Annotated in this window: 17 protein-coding genes and 1 rRNA gene; 6 read left to right on the top strand and 12 right to left on the bottom strand. The window is 62.7% G+C overall.

The genetic code is table 11. The annotated features are described in order from the left end of the window. Positions 1–80: 80 nt before the first annotated feature. Positions 81–1,611: ribosomal RNA gene (locus ABC383_RS17260) — 16S ribosomal RNA — on the bottom strand. Between the two features lie 514 nt (positions 1,612–2,125). On the opposite strand from ABC383_RS17260, the gene ABC383_RS17255 reads away from it, so the two are divergent. Further along, the gene (locus tag ABC383_RS17255) at positions 2,126–3,073 is read left to right on the top strand and encodes a bestrophin family protein (RefSeq protein WP_413016406.1); all 948 of its coding nucleotides are present in this window, start codon (positions 2,126–2,128) and stop codon (positions 3,071–3,073) included. A 13-nt stretch (positions 3,074–3,086) separates the two neighbouring features. Here ABC383_RS17255 and ABC383_RS17250 read toward each other — a convergent pair whose 3' ends face one another. Together ABC383_RS17250 and ABC383_RS17245 are read right to left on the bottom strand one after the other, a co-directional pair. Next, the gene (locus tag ABC383_RS17250; RefSeq protein ID WP_413015396.1) at positions 3,087–4,391 is read right to left on the bottom strand and encodes a hemolysin family protein; all 1,305 of its coding nucleotides are present in this window, start codon (positions 4,389–4,391) and stop codon (positions 3,087–3,089) included. Between the two features lie 96 nt (positions 4,392–4,487). Further along, on the bottom strand, positions 4,488–5,306 hold the full coding sequence (locus tag ABC383_RS17245; RefSeq protein ID WP_413015394.1) for a metal-dependent hydrolase: 819 nt from the start codon (positions 5,304–5,306) through the stop codon (positions 4,488–4,490). A 115-nt stretch (positions 5,307–5,421) separates the two neighbouring features. Between ABC383_RS17245 and ABC383_RS17240 the strand changes: the two genes are divergently transcribed. Further along, positions 5,422–6,018 (top strand): TetR/AcrR family transcriptional regulator, encoded by a 597-nt coding sequence (locus ABC383_RS17240; protein WP_413015392.1) that lies wholly within the window; start codon positions 5,422–5,424, stop codon positions 6,016–6,018. 19 nt (positions 6,019–6,037) lie between these two features. On the opposite strand, the gene ABC383_RS17235 is transcribed toward ABC383_RS17240, so the two are convergent. The 5 genes from ABC383_RS17235 to ABC383_RS17215 form a co-directional block, all read right to left on the bottom strand. Beyond that, the gene (locus tag ABC383_RS17235) at positions 6,038–6,493 is read right to left on the bottom strand and encodes an acyl-CoA thioesterase (RefSeq protein WP_413015390.1); all 456 of its coding nucleotides are present in this window, start codon (positions 6,491–6,493) and stop codon (positions 6,038–6,040) included. A 4-nt stretch (positions 6,494–6,497) separates the two neighbouring features. Beyond that, complete coding sequence (ribA, locus tag ABC383_RS17230) at positions 6,498–7,139, bottom strand: GTP cyclohydrolase II (RefSeq protein ID WP_413015388.1); 642 nt, start codon at positions 7,137–7,139, stop codon at positions 6,498–6,500. Positions 7,140–7,208: 69 nt separating this feature from the next. Beyond that, entirely contained in the window at positions 7,209–8,195 is a 987-nt protein-coding gene (locus ABC383_RS17225; protein ID WP_413015386.1) for an LLM class flavin-dependent oxidoreductase, read from the bottom strand. A 48-nt stretch (positions 8,196–8,243) separates the two neighbouring features. Further along, positions 8,244–9,074 (bottom strand): alpha/beta hydrolase, encoded by an 831-nt coding sequence (locus ABC383_RS17220; protein ID WP_413015384.1) that lies wholly within the window; start codon positions 9,072–9,074, stop codon positions 8,244–8,246. 14 nt (positions 9,075–9,088) lie between these two features. Further along, positions 9,089–9,274, bottom strand: coding sequence for a hypothetical protein (locus tag ABC383_RS17215; protein WP_413015382.1), 186 nt, complete (start codon positions 9,272–9,274; stop codon positions 9,089–9,091). A 131-nt stretch (positions 9,275–9,405) separates the two neighbouring features. Here ABC383_RS17215 and ABC383_RS17210 point away from each other — a divergent pair, with 131 nt between their 5' ends. After that, entirely contained in the window at positions 9,406–10,317 is a 912-nt protein-coding gene (locus ABC383_RS17210) for a LysR family transcriptional regulator (protein ID WP_413015380.1), read from the top strand. Positions 10,318–10,362: 45 nt separating this feature from the next. On the opposite strand, the gene ybaL is transcribed toward ABC383_RS17210, so the two are convergent. From ybaL to ABC383_RS17190, 4 genes are all read right to left on the bottom strand, one after another. Beyond that, a complete protein-coding gene (ybaL, locus tag ABC383_RS17205) occupies positions 10,363–12,036 on the bottom strand; it encodes a YbaL family putative K(+) efflux transporter (RefSeq protein WP_413015379.1) in 1,674 nt (557 codons plus the stop codon). Between the two features lie 123 nt (positions 12,037–12,159). Next, complete coding sequence (locus ABC383_RS17200) at positions 12,160–12,720, bottom strand: metal-dependent hydrolase (RefSeq protein WP_194715646.1); 561 nt, start codon at positions 12,718–12,720, stop codon at positions 12,160–12,162. A 118-nt stretch (positions 12,721–12,838) separates the two neighbouring features. Beyond that, a complete protein-coding gene (locus tag ABC383_RS17195) occupies positions 12,839–13,141 on the bottom strand; it encodes an HNH endonuclease (protein ID WP_413015376.1) in 303 nt (100 codons plus the stop codon). 35 nt (positions 13,142–13,176) lie between these two features. Continuing rightward, complete coding sequence (locus ABC383_RS17190; RefSeq protein ID WP_413015374.1) at positions 13,177–14,133, bottom strand: MBL fold metallo-hydrolase; 957 nt, start codon at positions 14,131–14,133, stop codon at positions 13,177–13,179. A gap of 139 nt (positions 14,134–14,272) precedes the next feature. Here ABC383_RS17190 and ABC383_RS17185 point away from each other — a divergent pair, with 139 nt between their 5' ends. From ABC383_RS17185 to hmpA, 3 genes are all read left to right on the top strand, one after another. Next, complete coding sequence (locus ABC383_RS17185) at positions 14,273–14,467, top strand: hypothetical protein (protein ID WP_413015372.1); 195 nt, start codon at positions 14,273–14,275, stop codon at positions 14,465–14,467. Between the two features lie 71 nt (positions 14,468–14,538). Continuing rightward, complete coding sequence (locus tag ABC383_RS17180) at positions 14,539–15,009, top strand: Rrf2 family transcriptional regulator (RefSeq protein ID WP_413015370.1); 471 nt, start codon at positions 14,539–14,541, stop codon at positions 15,007–15,009. A 56-nt stretch (positions 15,010–15,065) separates the two neighbouring features. After that, on the top strand, positions 15,066–16,259 hold the full coding sequence (gene hmpA / locus ABC383_RS17175; RefSeq protein ID WP_413016404.1) for an NO-inducible flavohemoprotein: 1,194 nt from the start codon (positions 15,066–15,068) through the stop codon (positions 16,257–16,259). Positions 16,260–16,274 lie beyond the last annotated feature (15 nt).

Raw genomic sequence — 16,274 nt, 5'->3', positions numbered from 1 at the left:
ACCTGACGGTGTGTTTTGACTGTTCTTCATTTTGCCTACAACCGATAAGTGTGGACACCCAACTGCGTGCATATCTCTAGAAAGGAGGTGATCCAGCCGCACCTTCCGATACGGCTACCTTGTTACGACTTCACCCCAGTCACGAATCCTACCGTGGTAAGCGCCCTCCTTGCGGTTAAGCTACCTACTTCTGGTAAAACCCGCTCCCATGGTGTGACGGGCGGTGTGTACAAGACCCGGGAACGTATTCACCGCGACATGCTGATCCGCGATTACTAGCGATTCCAACTTCATGGAGTCGAGTTGCAGACTCCAATCCGGACTACGATACACTTTCTGGGATTAGCTCCCCCTCGCGGGTTGGCGGCCCTCTGTATGTACCATTGTATGACGTGTGAAGCCCTACCCATAAGGGCCATGAGGACTTGACGTCATCCCCACCTTCCTCCGGTTTGTCACCGGCAGTCTCATTAGAGTGCCCTTTCGTAGCAACTAATGACAAGGGTTGCGCTCGTTGCGGGACTTAACCCAACATCTCACGACACGAGCTGACGACAGCCATGCAGCACCTGTGTGCAGGTTCTCTTTCGAGCACTCCCTGATCTCTCAAGGATTCCTGCCATGTCAAGGGTAGGTAAGGTTTTTCGCGTTGCATCGAATTAATCCACATCATCCACCGCTTGTGCGGGTCCCCGTCAATTCCTTTGAGTTTTAATCTTGCGACCGTACTCCCCAGGCGGTCAACTTCACGCGTTAGCTGCGTTACCAAGTCAATTAAGACCCGACAACTAGTTGACATCGTTTAGGGCGTGGACTACCAGGGTATCTAATCCTGTTTGCTCCCCACGCTTTCGTGCATGAGCGTCAGTGTTATCCCAGGGGGCTGCCTTCGCCATCGGTATTCCTCCACATCTCTACGCATTTCACTGCTACACGTGGAATTCTACCCCCCTCTGACACACTCTAGCCGTACAGTCACAAATGCAATTCCCAGGTTGAGCCCGGGGATTTCACATCTGTCTTGCACAACCGCCTGCGCACGCTTTACGCCCAGTAATTCCGATTAACGCTCGCACCCTACGTATTACCGCGGCTGCTGGCACGTAGTTAGCCGGTGCTTATTCTTCAGGTACCGTCATTAGCTCCGGATATTAGCCAGAACCGTTTCTTCCCTGACAAAAGAGCTTTACAACCCGAAGGCCTTCTTCACTCACGCGGCATTGCTGGATCAGGGTTGCCCCCATTGTCCAAAATTCCCCACTGCTGCCTCCCGTAGGAGTCTGGGCCGTGTCTCAGTCCCAGTGTGGCTGGTCGTCCTCTCAGACCAGCTACTGATCGATGCCTTGGTAGGCTTTTACCCCACCAACTAGCTAATCAGATATCGGCCGCTCCACGAGCATGAGGTCTTGCGATCCCCCACTTTCATCCATAGATCGTATGCGGTATTAGCTAATCTTTCGACTAGTTATCCCCCACTCCAGGGCACGTTCCGATATATTACTCACCCGTTCGCCACTCGCCACCAGACCGAAGTCCGTGCTGCCGTTCGACTTGCATGTGTAAGGCATGCCGCCAGCGTTCAATCTGAGCCAGGATCAAACTCTTCAGTTCAATCTCTGTTTTGTGCCATTGCTGGCAGGTTCCGAAGAACCGTCGCTCACTCAAAATACTGACAGATCGATTCTTGCGAATCGTTCTACTTCTTTGTTGTGAGCACTTGCTTAATAATTTGAGCATCCGGCGTTGCCGCCGGCGCACTTCATCAAGTGCCCACACTTATCGGTTGTTGGTTATTAAAGAACCAGGCAATTCAGTCTGCTGCCAGCCGCCCCGAGGGACTTGCCGGCTGCTGCGAAGCGTTGTGTTCGTCAGCAGCAGAGAGGCGAGATTATGTGGCATTTGCTGTTTCGCGTCAACAGTTTTTTTTCGCTTCGCTTCAAAAAAACCGGACCAGCATGCTGCCTTTTTCCGCCCCCGCCGCGCTGTTCTGCAGCGGGAGGCGAACTATAGCAAAGCCCGGTTTTGGAATGCAAGGGGTGGCGCGCAAAATTCTTTAGGATGGTTGCAGGTACCAGCGCACGGCCCGGCTGGACGACGACAAGCAACAAACTGGAAGGAAGTGCCAATGATTCTGCGTGACCGCCCTTCGGGCCTGAGATTGTTTTTCGCCTTGCGCGGTTCGGTGCTCAAACGCATACAGGCAGTGCTGCTGTTTAACATTGCATTCGCCGTGCTGATTACCGCTGCGCATGGCACGGTATTCGACCGCAAGATTACACTGACGGCGATACCGTTCACCCTGATTGGCTTGCCGCTCGCCATTTTTCTCGGTTTTCGGAATAACGCTGCCTATGACCGCTATTGGGAGGGCCGCAAGCTGTGGGGCGGCCTGGTTGGCGATACCCAGAATCTGTGTCGACAATGCCTCGGGCTGATCCGTGCGGGTACCGGCGTGGCGGATGAAGCCACTGTACGCCTGGACGACGTGCGTACGCGGATGATCTACAGGGCAATCGCCTACAGCCATGCCTTGCGCATGCGGCTGAGAAGACTGACGGATACCGGGACGCTGAAACCGTTCTTGGCGTCGAGCGAATGGAATATGGCATCGGCCCAGGAAAACTTGCCGGCATTCCTGATGCTGCGCATGGGAAGGGATCTACAGGAATGCCTGCAGCAGGGCTGGACGGAAGCTTGCCTGGCAGCGACGATCGACAACACGCTTTCTTCAATGACAGCGCGGGCGGTTGCCTGTGATCGCATCAAGAACACGCCTATTCCGTTTTCCTACACCCTGCTGCTGCATCGCACCGCCTATCTCTACTGCTTCCTGCTGCCGTTCGGCCTGGTGGACACGCTGGAGTTCATGACGCCGTTCGTGGTGGCGATCGTGGCCTATACCTTCTTCGGACTGGATGCGCTGGGCGATGAGATCGAGGAGCCGTTTGGCATGTCCGAGAATGATCTGCCGCTCGATGCATTATGCAGGACCATCGAGATCAACCTGCGGTCGGCCCTCGGTGATGCCGACGTGCCGCCGCCGCTGAGCCCGGTGAATTACTGCCTGACCTAGATCACCAGGTCATTTACATTGCGGCGGCAGACGCGTCCTGCGCCTGGCGGATCGCAAGCACCTTGTCGATGCGCATGCCATCAAGGTCGACAATCTCGAAGCGCCAGCCTTCCCAGTCGCAGTGATCGCCGGTCTGGGGCAGCTTGCCCAGCAACTGCATGACCATGCCGCTCAGGGTGTGGTAATGACTGCGCCCTTCCTCGGGCACACGGCTCAGGTCGAGCAGGTCTTTCAATTCCGGGATGGGAATCAGGCCGTCGAGCAGCCACGAGCCGTCTTCGCGCTGCACCGCCCAGGCGTCTTCGGCATGCTGGGTCTTGAATTCGCCGGCAATGACTTCCATGATGTCCTGCGGCGTGATGATGCCCTGCACCTCGCCGTACTCGTCCACCACGAACGCAAATTGCACGGCCGAGTTCCGGAACTGTTCCAGCAGGTCCAGCCCCGTGAGTATTTCAGGCACATAGACCGGCGGCTGCAGGTTGTCGAGCAGGCTGGGCTGCTGGCCGCGCAGCGTCTGGGCCAGCATTTCACGGGCGCAGGCAACGCCGACGATGTCGTCCCAGCCGCCGCGCAGCACGGGGAAGCGGCTATGGCTGCTTTGCCCGAAACGCTGCAGGTTTTCTTCCAGGCTGCGGTTGATGTCGAAGTATTCGACATCGCTGCGCGGAATCATGAAGGAAGACACCTGGCGGTCATCGAGACGGAAGATGTTGCGCACCATCTGGTGTTCCTGGCGCTCGATGATGCCGGACTGGGTGCCTTCATCGAGCATCAGATGCAGTTCCTCCTCGGTCATTGCCTGGCGGCCGGCGTCGCGCACGCCCATCAGTCGCAACGCGCCCTCGGTAGAGACAGAAAGCAGCCGCACGAAAGGCTTGGCGGCGGCTGCGAGCCAGCTCATCGGGCGGGAAACGCGGCGGGCGATGGGTTCGGGCGAAATCTGGCCCAGCCGCTTGGGCACGAGTTCGCCCAGAACGATGGAGAAATAGGTGATCATGACCACGACCAGGCCAGTGGCGACATAACCGGCGTAGGGCATTTCCATGCCCTGTGCCTGCAGCCACATGCGCACCGGCCCGGCCAGGGTCGCTTCGCCGACGATGCCGTTCAGGATGCTGATCGAGGTGATACCGATCTGTATCGTGGACAGAAACTTGTTGGGGTCGTCTCCCAACTGGATCGCAGCCTGGGCGCCGTTGTCGCCAGCCTCCGACAGCTTTTGCAGCCGTGCCTTGCGGGCAGTCATCAAGGCGATTTCGGACATGGCAAACAGTCCGTTGAGAAGGACCAGGCCCAGTACTATCGCAATTTCCATTCTGTCAGCGCTCGCTCCGTAACGAGCGGACCATTTTACAGGGGCCGGCCGGCGTGCCTTGCTGCCGCGGGCAGCAAGCTTGATCCGGCGCCGCTATCAAGCGCCGACGGCGGTATAGGCGCTGGCGTTGTCAGCCAGCCAGCGGCGCGACAGATCGCTTTCCTGCTGGCTGGGATGGAAATCGCGGCGCAGATAGTCGCGCCATGGAGCGTAGCTTTCGCGCAGCAGGCCGCGACGGCCGAACAGATAACCGATGCCGCTCTTCCAGGTGCCCCACTTCCACAGCGTGCCGTCCCGGCGCAGATTGTTGATGGTCTGGCGCAAGGTGTCGTCAAGGAAAATGAAGGTGATGCGGCGGAACCAGCGGATGCGCCATTCGTGGTTGCCGCCTAGCGCCTGATACAGGTCGAAGGCGGTGCTCTTGTGCTCCGACTCTTCGGCGCTGTGCCACAGCCACATGGTCTTCAGGCGCGGCTCGGCGTCGTCCAGCAGATCGCCGTTCTTCAACATCCACTCGGCAAAGATCGCGGTGAAATGCTCATTGGCCGCGGTAATGGCCAGCCAGTGCAGAGGATGCACGCCTTCCATCAGCTTCAGGCGGCGCTGGGCGCGCGGCCCCCATGCATTGACCAGGCCTTGCTGCTCCAGGTGCGCATTGAACAGGGAATGAATGCGACGATGGGTTGCTTCCTGGCCTACGAATCCCTGCACTTCCGCCTTATACTTCGGCTGCTCTTCGGCAGGCAGCGCCTTGTAGCCGTTGCGCACGGAATCGATGAAGAACTGTTCACCGATGGGAAAGCTCATGGACAGCGCATTGAAGAAGGCCGTGCGGAAGGCGTCGCCGCCGCACCAGTGGCGGGCGAACGGGGCTTCCAGGTCAATCAGAAGACGGCGGACAACGAGATCGGTCATGGCAGATTCAGTTGAAAAGGGATGCAATAACGGCTTTGTCTGCCGATGCGTAATGTGCCGGCAATGATGTTCTCAAACATTGGTACTGTCAAGTACCAGCAGCATGGACCAGCTTATGAAACAAGAAAAACCAGTCATCGCGGAGGAAGCCAACAACCATCGCAGGCGTTTGCTGGAAGGCATGGGGCAGGCGGTCGCGGAAAAGGGTTATGCCGACACCACCATCGCCGACATCGTGGCTGCCGCAGGCGTGTCGCGCCGCACGTTCTACGAGCATTTCAAGACCAAGGCACAGTGCCTGATCGCGCTGTATTCGGCGGCCAGCAGCAATGCGCTGGACGTGCTGCGCACCGCCATCGATCCGGCGCATGACTGGGAAACCCAGGTCGAGCGCGCGATTTCAGCCTACTTCAGCTGCCTGGGGCAGAACCCGGTGCTGCTGCGTACGCTGTTCATCGAGATACTGGGGCTGGGAGAGGAAGGACTGGCGGCGCGGCGCCGGGTCAATCAGGCGCTGGCCGACTTCATGCTGCAGGTGATCAATGTGCCGGCGCGGGCGCGCCGCAATAAGCCGCCGCTGCAGCCTGACATGGCGATGGCGGTGGTGGGCGGCATCAATGAGCTGGTGCTGGAAGCGATCGAGCGCAACCGCACCGACCGGCTGCAGGAACTGGTGTCGCCGTCGCTGCAGCTGGTGCGCGCGGTGACCTGAGCAACGCTGCGCTGCGGGATCAATTTCCCTGCGACTTGCGGTATTCCCGGCGCTTCTCGGCTTCGACGAAGCGCCGTTTCTGATCCTCGGTGTCGGCCTGCAGCGGCGGCACCTTGACCGGATTGCGGTCTTCATCCACCGCCACCATCGTGAAATAGCAGCTGTTGGTATGCCGCACCAGCCCTTTCTGGATGTTCTCGGTCACCACCTTGATGCCGATTTCCATCGAGGTGCTGCCGGTGTAGTTCACCGAGGCCAGGAAGGTCACGAGTTCGCCGACGTGGATGGGCTGGCGGAACACCACCCGGTCCACCGACAAGGTGACCACGTAGCTGCCTGAATAGCGGCTGGCGCAGGCATAGGCCACGCTGTCGAGATACTTCAGGATTGCGCCGCCATGCACGTTGCCGGAAAAATTGGCCATGTCGGGCGTCATCAGCACCGTCATGGACAGTTCATGCTTCAGGGCGTTCATGCGCTCAGACATCCTCGTCGGGGATCAGGTGGCCGAGCTTGGAGGCCTTGGTCTGCAGGTAGCGCCGGTTGAACGGGTTGCGGTTGACGATCAGCGACACCCTTTCCGCCACCGCCACGCCGTACTGGGTGACGGCGTCGATCTTGCGCGGGTTGTTGGTCATCAGGCGCAGGCTGACGATGCCCAGCTTTTCCAGCATCGGCTTGCAATGGGTATAGCTGCGCTGGTCGGCCTGGAAGCCCAGTTCATGGTTGGCTTCGACGGTGTCGGCGCCGGCGTCCTGCAGGCGGTAGGCGCGGACCTTGTTGATCAGGCCAATGCCGCGCCCTTCCTGGCGCATATAGAGCACCACGCCGCGGCCTTCGGCGGCAATGCTGCGCAGCGCGCTCTCGAGCTGGGCGCCGCAGTCGCAGCGCTGCGAGAACAATGCATCGCCGGTCAGGCATTCGGAATGGATGCGGCCCAGCACAGGCTTGCCGTCGGCCACGTCGCCCAGGGTCAGCGCCAGATGCTCCTTGCCGGATTTCGACTCGACGAATGCATGCAGCGTGAAAGTGGCCCACGGCATCGGCAGTTCGCAGGAAGTGACGTATTCCAGCGTTTCGGGCGTGTTGCTGGCCGCGCTGGTATCTGGTTGGAGTTGCATGGCGCTTGACTGAGTGATTAACGGGAATTCGGCGAAACCGTCAATACTAACCGATCACGCCGCATTGCATCATGCCGTCCGTAGCCGGGAAGCAATCTCGAAGGAATGCAGGCGGGCCGCATGGTCGTACATCAAGGCGGTCAGCATCAGCTCGTCGGCGCCAGTGCTCTCCTCGATGGCGCGCAGTTGCGCCGCCACGGTTTGCGGCGAGCCCACCGCCGCACAGGACAGCGAACGGTCGATATGGCTTTTCTCGTCCGGCGACCAGAGGCCGTCCATGCTGTCGACCGGCGGGCTGAGCTGTCCCGGCACGCCGCGCACCAGATTCAGGAACTGCTGCTGCAGCGAGGTGAACAGGCGCCGCGCAGTGGCGTCGTCGTCGGCGGCGAACAGGTTCACGCCCACTGCGACATACGGCTTCTGCAACTGGGCCGAAGGCTTGAAGCGGCTGCGGTAGATGTCGATCGCCGACTGCATGTAGGCCGGGGCGAAATGGGATGCGAAGGCGAACGGCAGGCCCAGTTCGGCCGCCAGCTGGGCGCTGAACAGGCTGGAGCCCAGCAGCCAGAGCGGCACCTCCAGGCCGGCGCCGGGCACGGCGCGCACCGCCTGGCCCGGCTGCACCGGCCGGAAATACGACTGCAATTCGAGCACGTCCTGCGGGAAGGACTCGCCGCTGTCGCCCATGTTGCGCCGCAGGGCGCGGGCGGTGCGCTGGTCGGTGCCGGGCGCGCGGCCCAGGCCGAGGTCGATGCGGCCGGGGTACAGCGCCGCCAGGGTGCCGAACTGCTCGGCGATGATCAGCGGCGCATGGTTGGGCAGCATGATGCCGCCGGCGCCGACCCGGATCGTGCTGGTGCCGGCGGCGATATGCTGGATCACCAGCGCGGTGGCGGCGCTGGCGATGCCGCTCATGTTGTGATGCTCGGCGACCCAGAACCGGTGGTAGCCCCAGCGCTCGGCATGCTGGGCCAGGTCGCGGGTATTGTCGAGCGCGACGGCGGCGTCGCCGCCTTTGACGATGGGTGAGAGGTCGAGGATGGAAAAGACGGCCATGGCCTGTCTCCTTTCTGGAATCGGTGATGGTTGGTTGGGCGCTGCGGCTCAGTCGCCAATGCCGGGTATGCGCAGCGCGCCAATGAAGGCGGCGATTTCTTCCAGCGCCGTCTGTTCGCGGGCGCAGTTGCAGCGGGCGGCGCCGTCTTGCAGCGGCAGCGGCGGCAGCCGGCGCACCAGGGTGCGGGTGCCGGCGGCGATCAGGCGCGCGCCATATTGCTCGGCTTCGTCGCACAGGGGATCTTCCTCAGCCGACAGGATCAGCGCCGGCGGCAGCCCCTTGAGCCGGCTCGACTGCAGCGGCGACGCGTACGGATGCAGGCGATCGGCCACCCGCGGCAGATAGCCGCGGTAGGCGGCGGCGCAGGCATCGGCCACGCCGGCCACGTCCGGGTTCCTGTTCATGGCGCGCATCGAGCAGGTGGTGAGGCCCGGGTCGAGCATGGGCATGATCAGGATCTGTCCGGCCAGTGCCGGCTCGCCGCGGTCGCGCGCCATCAGCGCGGATGCGGCAGCCAGGTTGCCGCCTGCCTCGATGCCGGCGCACAGCAGGCGTTCGCCATTCCAGCCCAAGGAATTCGGCCGGCGCGCCACCCAGCGCAGCACGGCGTAGGCATCCTCGACCGCGGCGGGAAACGGCTGCTGGCAGGCCAGCGTGTAGCTCGACGCCAGCACCGGCAGTCCGGCGCGCAGGGCCAGCGCCCGGACGAATTCGTCACACTCGTCCAGGCTGCCGCCGACGAATCCGCCCTGATGGAAGAAGACGATCAGGCCCGGCGCAGGCTTTTCGGCGTTTGCCGGGCGGTACAGACGGGCCGGCAGCTTTCCCAGCGATCCCTGTGCCTGTAATTCCTTTATCGCTATTTTGCTGCACTGCAATTGTTGCTTTTCCGTCATTTTGCCGGAACGTTCTTGACGCCACCGAAGAGCTGCTGGGCGAGCGCATCGAAACCGGCGTATTCCGCCTGGACCTGCTGGCTGCCATGCATGTTGTCGGTCAGCGCGGCCGCCAGCACCAGGCTGGCAAGCAGCACAACAATGGCGAACAGGGCGGCGATGGGTTCGTGTTTGGACATCATGAAAGCACTCCGGAGGCAGACTAATTTGCTGCATAGCACAAACTATAGGACTGATTTATCATCGGATAAAGACTAACAATTGGAATTGACTGTTCACGTTTGTGAACAATCGGAGAAAGCAGCGGACAGGCATGGACAAGTTGCAGGCGATGGAAGTGTTCGTACATGTGGTCGATGCAGGCGGTTTCACCCGCGCCGCCGAACAGTTGCACATGCCCAAGGCGACCGTGTCGACCCTGATCCAGGCGCTGGAGAATACGCTGTCGGTCAAGCTGCTCAACCGCACTACCCGCCAAGTCAATGTGACGGCGGATGGCGCGGCCTATTACGAGCATTGCCTGCGCATTCTGGCCGACATCCGCGACACCGAGGACACCCTTTCACGCACCCATGCCAGCCCGAGCGGCCGGCTGCGGGTGGAAGTGCCGAGCGGCATCGGGCAGCGCCTGATCATTCCGGCGCTGCCCGACTTTTACCGGCGCTATCCGGACATCACGATGGAGATGGGATGCGGCGACCGTCCGATCCACCTGATCGAGGAAGGCGTGGACTGCGCGGTGCGCGGCGGCGACCTGCCCGACTCCAGCCTGATCGCACGCCGCGTCGGCGTGCTGCACTTCGTCACCTGCGCCACGCCGGCCTACCTGGATACGCATGGCAGGCCGACCCATCCGGATGAGCTGACCCAGCACCAATGCATCAACTACATCCTGTCGACGAGCAAGCAGGTGCTGGCCTGGGATTTCGAGCGGGACGGCGTGCGCCTGCGCAAGACGCATGGCGGCCGCTTCGCCGTCAACAGCTCGGAGGCGCTGATGATGGCCGGCCTGGCCGGCCTGGGCGTGATGCGGGTGCCGTCATTCCTGGTCAACGAGCATCTGCGCAGCGGCCGCCTGCAGCGGGTGCTGGGCGACTGGGACACCGCGCCGGTGCCGCTGCACGTGGTGTATCCGCAAAGCCGGCATCTATCGGCCACGGTGCGCGCGTTCGTCGAATGGGTGGCGGAGCTGTTTGCCGGCAATGTGGACCTGAACATGGCGTAGGCGCTTGCATCGCAGCGCCCTGCCCTGCGCGACTGAAGACGGCGTCTAGCCCCCTGTTTCAGACAGCGCTTCGCCCAGCACGCAGCCCGCCATGCCGGCGGCGATTTCACGTTCGCCCATGATGGTCTGGTTGGCGCCCTGCTTTTCCAGGTGCAGCCGCTCGACGTTGGAATGGGCGCGGGCAATGATGTCGATGCCCGGATTCTGCTTCCTTGCCTGGGCGATCACATGCCCCGCTTCCAGCGCATCCGGAATGGCCAGCAGCAGCCAGCGCGCGCCGGCCACCTGCGCCAGTTCCATCATGCCCGGCGCGACCGCGTTGCCATACAGCGCCGGCACGCCGTCGAGGCGCAGCGCCTGCACCACGGACAGGTCATCCTCGATCACGACAAAGGGCTGGTTGCGCTCGGTCAGCGCCAGCGCAACCAGGTGTCCGACCCGGCCGAAGCCCACCAGCACCGCATGTCCCGTCATCTCCGGCAGGGCCGGGCCGGCCGGATCGGCCGCGTGCGCCTGCTCGTGCGGGCTGCCCTTGCGGCTGCGCAGGCGGTCCAGCACCACGAACAGCAGCGGATTGAGCAGGATGGAAATGATGGCGCCGCCCAGGATCAGGTCGCGGCCGGTCTGCGACAACAGGCCCAGCGACACGCCCAGCGTGGCCAGGATGAAGGAGAACTCGCCGATCTGGGCCAGGCTGGCGGCAATGGTCAGCGCGGTGCTGGCGGGATGCCCAAAGGCGCGCACGATGGCCAGCGCCGCCAGCGACTTGCCGACCACGATGATGGCCACGGTCGCCAGCACCAGCAGCGGCTCGCGCACCACGATGGACGGGTCGAACAGCATGCCGACCGAGACGAAGAACAGCACCGCGAATGCATCGCGCAAGGGCAGCGATTCTTCGGCGGCGCGATGGCTCAGGTCGGACTCGCCGAGGATCATGCCGGCGAAGAAGGCGCCAAGCGCGAAGGACACGCCGAACACATAGGCCGCGCCAAGCGCAAAGCCGAGGGCGATGGCCAGCACCGCCAGGCGGAACAGTTCACGCGATCCGCTGGCGGCGACCCGCTCCAGCGTCCACGGTATCAGTCGCCGCCCGATCAGCAGCATCGCAGCGATGAAGGCGATCACCTTGCCCAGCGTGGCAGCCAATGTCCACAGCAGCGCATTGGTCGACAGCGATTCGCCGCTGCCGCCGAGGATGCCCGACAGCGCCGGGATCAGCACCAGCGCCAGCACCATGGCAATGTCCTCGACGATCAGCCAGCCGATCGCGATCTGGCCGCGCCGGGTTTCCACCAGCCGCCGTTCCTGCAGCGCCGTCAGCAGCACGACGGTGCTGGCCACCGACAGCGCCAGGCCGAACAGCAGCCCCTGCCCCAGCGGCCATCCGACCAGCCAGCCCATGCCCATGCCCATCAGCGTGGCCAGGACGATCTGCGCCAGCGCGCCGGGAATGGCAATGCCCTTCACCGCCAGCAGGTCCTTCAGCGAGAAATGCAGGCCGACGCCAAACATCAGCAGGATCACGCCGATTTCCGCCAGCTGCTGCGCCAGGTCGACATCGCCGACGAAGCCCGGCGTGAAAGGACCGATTGCAATGCCGGCCAGCAGATAGCCGACCAGCGGCGGCATCTTCAGGCGGTGGGCAATGCTGCCGAAGAAGAAGGCCAGGACCAGGCCGGCGACGATGGTGGTAATCAGGGGAATGTCATGGGACATGGGTGCGCAGCATCCTTTTCTCGATAGCTTATTGTTGGGCGCATTTTATCCAACGCCCGACATTGTCCGGATCAAAAGGATGATCGGGCCGCGAATAAGGCGCGCGGCCCGGGTGCGGCGCTTTCAGGACAAGGCAGGATAGCCGGCGCGGATCAGCCAGGCGTGGATAGGCAGGGTCTTGACGAAATTGATCGCATGGAGGGTGTGGATGTCATCGAACCAGACATGGTCGCCGACCATGAAGGCCGCCAGCCAGGCCAGGCCGACGATGATGATGTCGCAGCGTCCGCTGTTCCACAGCTTCAGGGAATGGCGGGTGGCGATCCATGGCACGCCGAGCGGATTGGGCCAGTCGGCCAGCAGATGCATCAGGCCGCCGGCGGCAAAGCCGAATGCGGGCACCGCCATCACATGCTCGCCGAGCGCGTGATAGGACCAGTACAGCAGGGCCAGCCAGCCCACGCCCCAATGGGTCAGGGTGCGGTGCGCGATCCAGAGGCGCCTCTTGCGGGTCCACCAGGCCACCTCCATCCAGTCCGGCGCGGTGCCGCCGCAGACGCCCATGCACAGGGCCATCAGGGTGCCCAGATGGTAGTCGCCGCCGGCGCCGGAATGCGCCACGACTGCCGCTGCCATCAGTCCCGCCGCCCAGCCTGTGGCGTGGTGTGCTTTGTTGGAGGCCATGATGCGGCGATCAGGGAAAAAGGAGGTTGAAAAGGGAGTGCAATATTGGCAGAACGCTGCACAAAAATACAGCAGCGTATCCTTCAAATCGAAAATATAGTTCGATTTATTCGATGTTTTAGCGCCGATGCGACGGCTTGCGGTTGCGGTCGAAGTATTCGGGGTCTTTTTTCCTCACCCAGCCGACGAATTTGCGTATCTCCTCACGCTCCAGCAAACGTTCGATGGTGTGGTAATACGTGGCCAGTTCACGCTCGGAAAACACCGAATGGATCTTGCTGTGGCAGATGCGATGCATGGTCACGGTGTCGCGGCCGCGGTGGCTCTTCGGCACCATGTGATGCTCGTTGAGCGAAGGGCCGGGCACCATGGGACGGCCGCACAGCGGGCACGGCGGCAGCGTGGAAGGCGAAGGGTTCATCGACGTTCAGACCGCGGCCATTGGCGACCATTCACTTATCTGGGCACCGTGTAATTGACCGGCAGCCAGACATAGCCGCGGCCGCTGGCGCGCACCCGGCCGATGCCGGGAAAGGAAAGGTGGGCGCCGGCGACCAGATAGTTGCCGGTCGCGGCATCGGCAAAGGCGCGCTTGCGCTGAATGGCGGCGGCGCGGGCATTGGTATCGAAGGAGATGGTCACCGCGGGATAGTCGAACTGCATCGCAGCCACATGGATCAGGTCGCCCCATAGCACCAGGCTCTGGCCGCGGCTTTGCACCAGGTAGGTCGCATGGCCGGGCGTATGCCCGTAGCGCGGCAAGGCGCTGATGCCCGCCGCCAGCGGCGTTGCGCCGCGAAACGGACGGAAGCGATGCGCTTCGATATACGGCTGCAGCGACGCCTTCGCGGCTTCGAACGCCGGCCTGTCCTCCTTCTTCGCGCGCGACAGGTTGGTGTCGTTCAACCAGTAGTCGGCATCGGCGCCGTCGCCGCGTACGACGGCATTGGGAAAGGCCATGCGGCCGTCGCTGGTGAGGCCGCCCACATGGTCGGCATGCAGATGGGTCAGATAGATTTCATCGACCTGCTCGGGCTGGTAACCGGCCGCCTTCAGGTTGGCGGCCAGCCTGCCCAGAGTCGGGCCGAACAGCGCGGCGGCGCCGGCGTCGATGAGCACCAGCTTTTCACCGGTATTGATCAGGTAGGCATTGACCGAGGTTTCCAGCGGGCTGGACAGGCCGGAACGGGCCAGTGCGCGGTCGACGCGGGCCGGGTTGGTATTGGTCAGCAACTGATCCACCGGCAGCGCCACGGTGCCGTCCGACAAGGCGGTGATCTCGAAATCGCCCAGCATCATGCGGTAAAAACCGGGCGCCTGGGTTTTCACCATGGGCGCGGCGGCATGGCCGGCGCTGGCCAGCAGGCTCGCCAGGGTAAACAGGCATGAACGCAGCAGTCGGGACAACGGCATCGCAAACTCTCCTGGAATCGTGGTGGGACGGCAAGGAACGGAGCACGATTATGCCGGCAAAGCCGTATTGCCGTTCCGTGCTCCGGAACATCCTGCATCAACAGCTTGTCAAACCCTTATTCATTTCGGGAGAGCATCGATGGACTCCAGCAACAGCAAGGGCCTGACGGCGCCGACAGCACAGCGCAATCCGGGGGATGAATCCGAACCCGGCGCGCCCCAGACCGCCGAGGACATCTGCCCCGAGTGCCAGGGCAGCGGACGGCAAGGCCAGTCTGCCTGCGCCAACTGCGGCGGCAGCGGACGCATCGTGAAGATCATCGGCGATGCCTGAATTAAATATGCATATTTTATGCATATTTGTTAGAATGGCGGCCGTTCATGCCATGGAGCAGCAGTCACCTCATGCGCCTCACCCGTTTTTCCGATATCGGACTACGCGTCCTGATCTACCTGTCGCGTACTGACGCGAGCCGCACCACGGTGACGGTGGCCGAGGTCGCCAGCCAGTTCGACATACCGCAGAACCATCTGGTGAAGGTGGTGGGCCACTTGGCGAAAGCAGGCTGGGTGCAGGCGCTGCGCGGCCGCAATGGCGGCATCAGCCTCGTGGTCGAGCCGGCCAGCCTGCGCATCGGCGTGGTGCTGCGCGAACTCGAAGGCGATCCGGAACTGGTCAATTGCGAGGCCCTGTCCTGCCGCCTGAGCGCCGACTGCCTGCTGCGCGACGCGCTGCGGGCCGGCATGGACGCCTTCTACGAAGCGATGAACCGGTACAGCTTGGCTGACCTGGTCACCGGCAACACCGGCGAGCAGATCATCCGGATGCATCGCAGCTTCACCGCCTCTTCCCTCTCCGCGGCGGCCGCAGGCTAGGCCGCTTTTTTTTGTCCTTAAATATGCATTTTTTATGCAACATATCAGGAGTCATGATGGTTACACCCGCTTCCCGCCCCTACATCGATGCCAGCGTCCCGGTCCTGCGCGAGCATGGCGTGACGATCACCCGCCGCTTCTACGGCAACATGTTCGCCGCCCATCCCGAACTGAAGAACCTGTTCAACATGGGCAACCAGGCCAGCGGCGCGCAGCAGCAATCCCTGGCCGCCGCCGTGTTTGCCTATGCCGCCAACATCGACAACGCAGCGGCGCTGGGGCCGGTGGTCAATCGGATCGTGCACAAGCATGCATCGGTGGGCATACGGGCCGAGCACTATCCCATCGTCGGCCAGCATCTGCTGGGCGCGATCAAGGAAGTGCTGGGCGACGCCGCCACCGAGCCGCTGATCAATGCCTGGGCCGAAGCCTACGGCGAACTGGCCGACCTGCTGATCGACACCGAGCGGCACCTGTATGCCAAGGCCGGCGTGCAGCCGGGCCAGTTGCGCGACATGCGGGTAGCCGAAGTGCGCCAGCAGAGCGAGAACGTGCGCTCCTTCACCTTGACGCCGATGGACGGCGAAGCCGCCTTCGACTTCAAGCCGGGCCAGTACATCAGCGTGTCGGTCAGCTTCCCCGATGGCCACGTGCAGCTGCGCCAGTACAGCCTGTCGGACGCGCCGGACGCGGACTATCTGCGCATCTCGGTCAAGCGCGAGCCGGCCGGCCATGAAACGCCGCAGGGCGAAGTGTCGAACTGGCTGCATGACAACGTGCAGCCGGGCACCATCCTGCGGGTAACCCATCCGTTCGGCGAATTCACGCCGGATACCGAGTCGGACCGCCCCATCGTGCTGCTGTCGGCCGGCGTCGGCATCACGCCGATGATTTCGGTGTTGAAGCGCATCGCGCAGGTCCATCCGGAGCGCCAGGTCGTGTTCGGACATGCCGCGCGCGACGCCCGCCATCATCCGCACCAGGAAGATATCAAGGCGGCCCAGGCCGCGATGCCGCAACTGAAGGTGGCAACCTTCTATGAGCACATGGCAGCCGGCGACCAGGCCGAGCCGGGCTTCATGCGGGTGGAAGCGCTGCCCGACTGGCCGCGGCAGGAAGCCGAGGTCTACCTGTGCGGCCCGATCGGCTTCATGCGGGCGCAGTGGAAGAACCTGCTGACTTCCGGCGTGCCGGCGGCCAGGCTGCACCGTGAAGTGTTCGGCCCGGAGATGCTGGACTATCTGGACTGACGGCCCGTCGGCCCG

Origin of the sequence: Noviherbaspirillum phoenicis (assembly GCF_047237965.1) — a bacterium.
GTDB lineage: Bacteria > Pseudomonadota > Gammaproteobacteria > Burkholderiales > Burkholderiaceae_D > Noviherbaspirillum_A.
Note: the sequence above shows the minus strand (reverse complement) of the source record. Positions and strands in the feature narration are given on the sequence as shown.

Bases quoted from the DNA above. Each gene is read 5' to 3' on its own strand.
- ABC383_RS17235 (WP_413015390.1), bottom strand. From the start codon at position 6,493: ATGAACGCCCTGAAGCATGAACTGTCCATGACGGTGCTGATGACGCCC.
- ABC383_RS17255 (WP_413016406.1), top strand. From the start codon at position 2,126: ATGATTCTGCGTGACCGCCCTTCGGGCCTGAGATTGTTTTTCGCCTTG.
- ABC383_RS17195 (WP_413015376.1), bottom strand. From the start codon at position 13,141: ATGAACCCTTCGCCTTCCACGCTGCCGCCGTGCCCGCTGTGCGGCCGT.
- ABC383_RS17190 (WP_413015374.1), bottom strand. From the start codon at position 14,133: ATGCCGTTGTCCCGACTGCTGCGTTCATGCCTGTTTACCCTGGCGAGC.
- ribA (WP_413015388.1), bottom strand. From the start codon at position 7,139: ATGCAACTCCAACCAGATACCAGCGCGGCCAGCAACACGCCCGAAACG.
- ybaL (WP_413015379.1), bottom strand. From the start codon at position 12,036: ATGTCCCATGACATTCCCCTGATTACCACCATCGTCGCCGGCCTGGTC.
- ABC383_RS17215 (WP_413015382.1), bottom strand. From the start codon at position 9,274: ATGATGTCCAAACACGAACCCATCGCCGCCCTGTTCGCCATTGTTGTG.
- ABC383_RS17200 (WP_194715646.1), bottom strand. From the start codon at position 12,720: ATGGCCTCCAACAAAGCACACCACGCCACAGGCTGGGCGGCGGGACTG.
- hmpA (WP_413016404.1), top strand. From the start codon at position 15,066: ATGGTTACACCCGCTTCCCGCCCCTACATCGATGCCAGCGTCCCGGTC.
- ABC383_RS17210 (WP_413015380.1), top strand. From the start codon at position 9,406: ATGGACAAGTTGCAGGCGATGGAAGTGTTCGTACATGTGGTCGATGCA.
- ABC383_RS17225 (WP_413015386.1), bottom strand. From the start codon at position 8,195: ATGGCCGTCTTTTCCATCCTCGACCTCTCACCCATCGTCAAAGGCGGC.
- ABC383_RS17245 (WP_413015394.1), bottom strand. From the start codon at position 5,306: ATGACCGATCTCGTTGTCCGCCGTCTTCTGATTGACCTGGAAGCCCCG.
- ABC383_RS17240 (WP_413015392.1), top strand. From the start codon at position 5,422: ATGAAACAAGAAAAACCAGTCATCGCGGAGGAAGCCAACAACCATCGC.
- ABC383_RS17185 (WP_413015372.1), top strand. From the start codon at position 14,273: ATGGACTCCAGCAACAGCAAGGGCCTGACGGCGCCGACAGCACAGCGC.
- ABC383_RS17180 (WP_413015370.1), top strand. From the start codon at position 14,539: ATGCGCCTCACCCGTTTTTCCGATATCGGACTACGCGTCCTGATCTAC.
- ABC383_RS17250 (WP_413015396.1), bottom strand. From the start codon at position 4,391: ATGGAAATTGCGATAGTACTGGGCCTGGTCCTTCTCAACGGACTGTTT.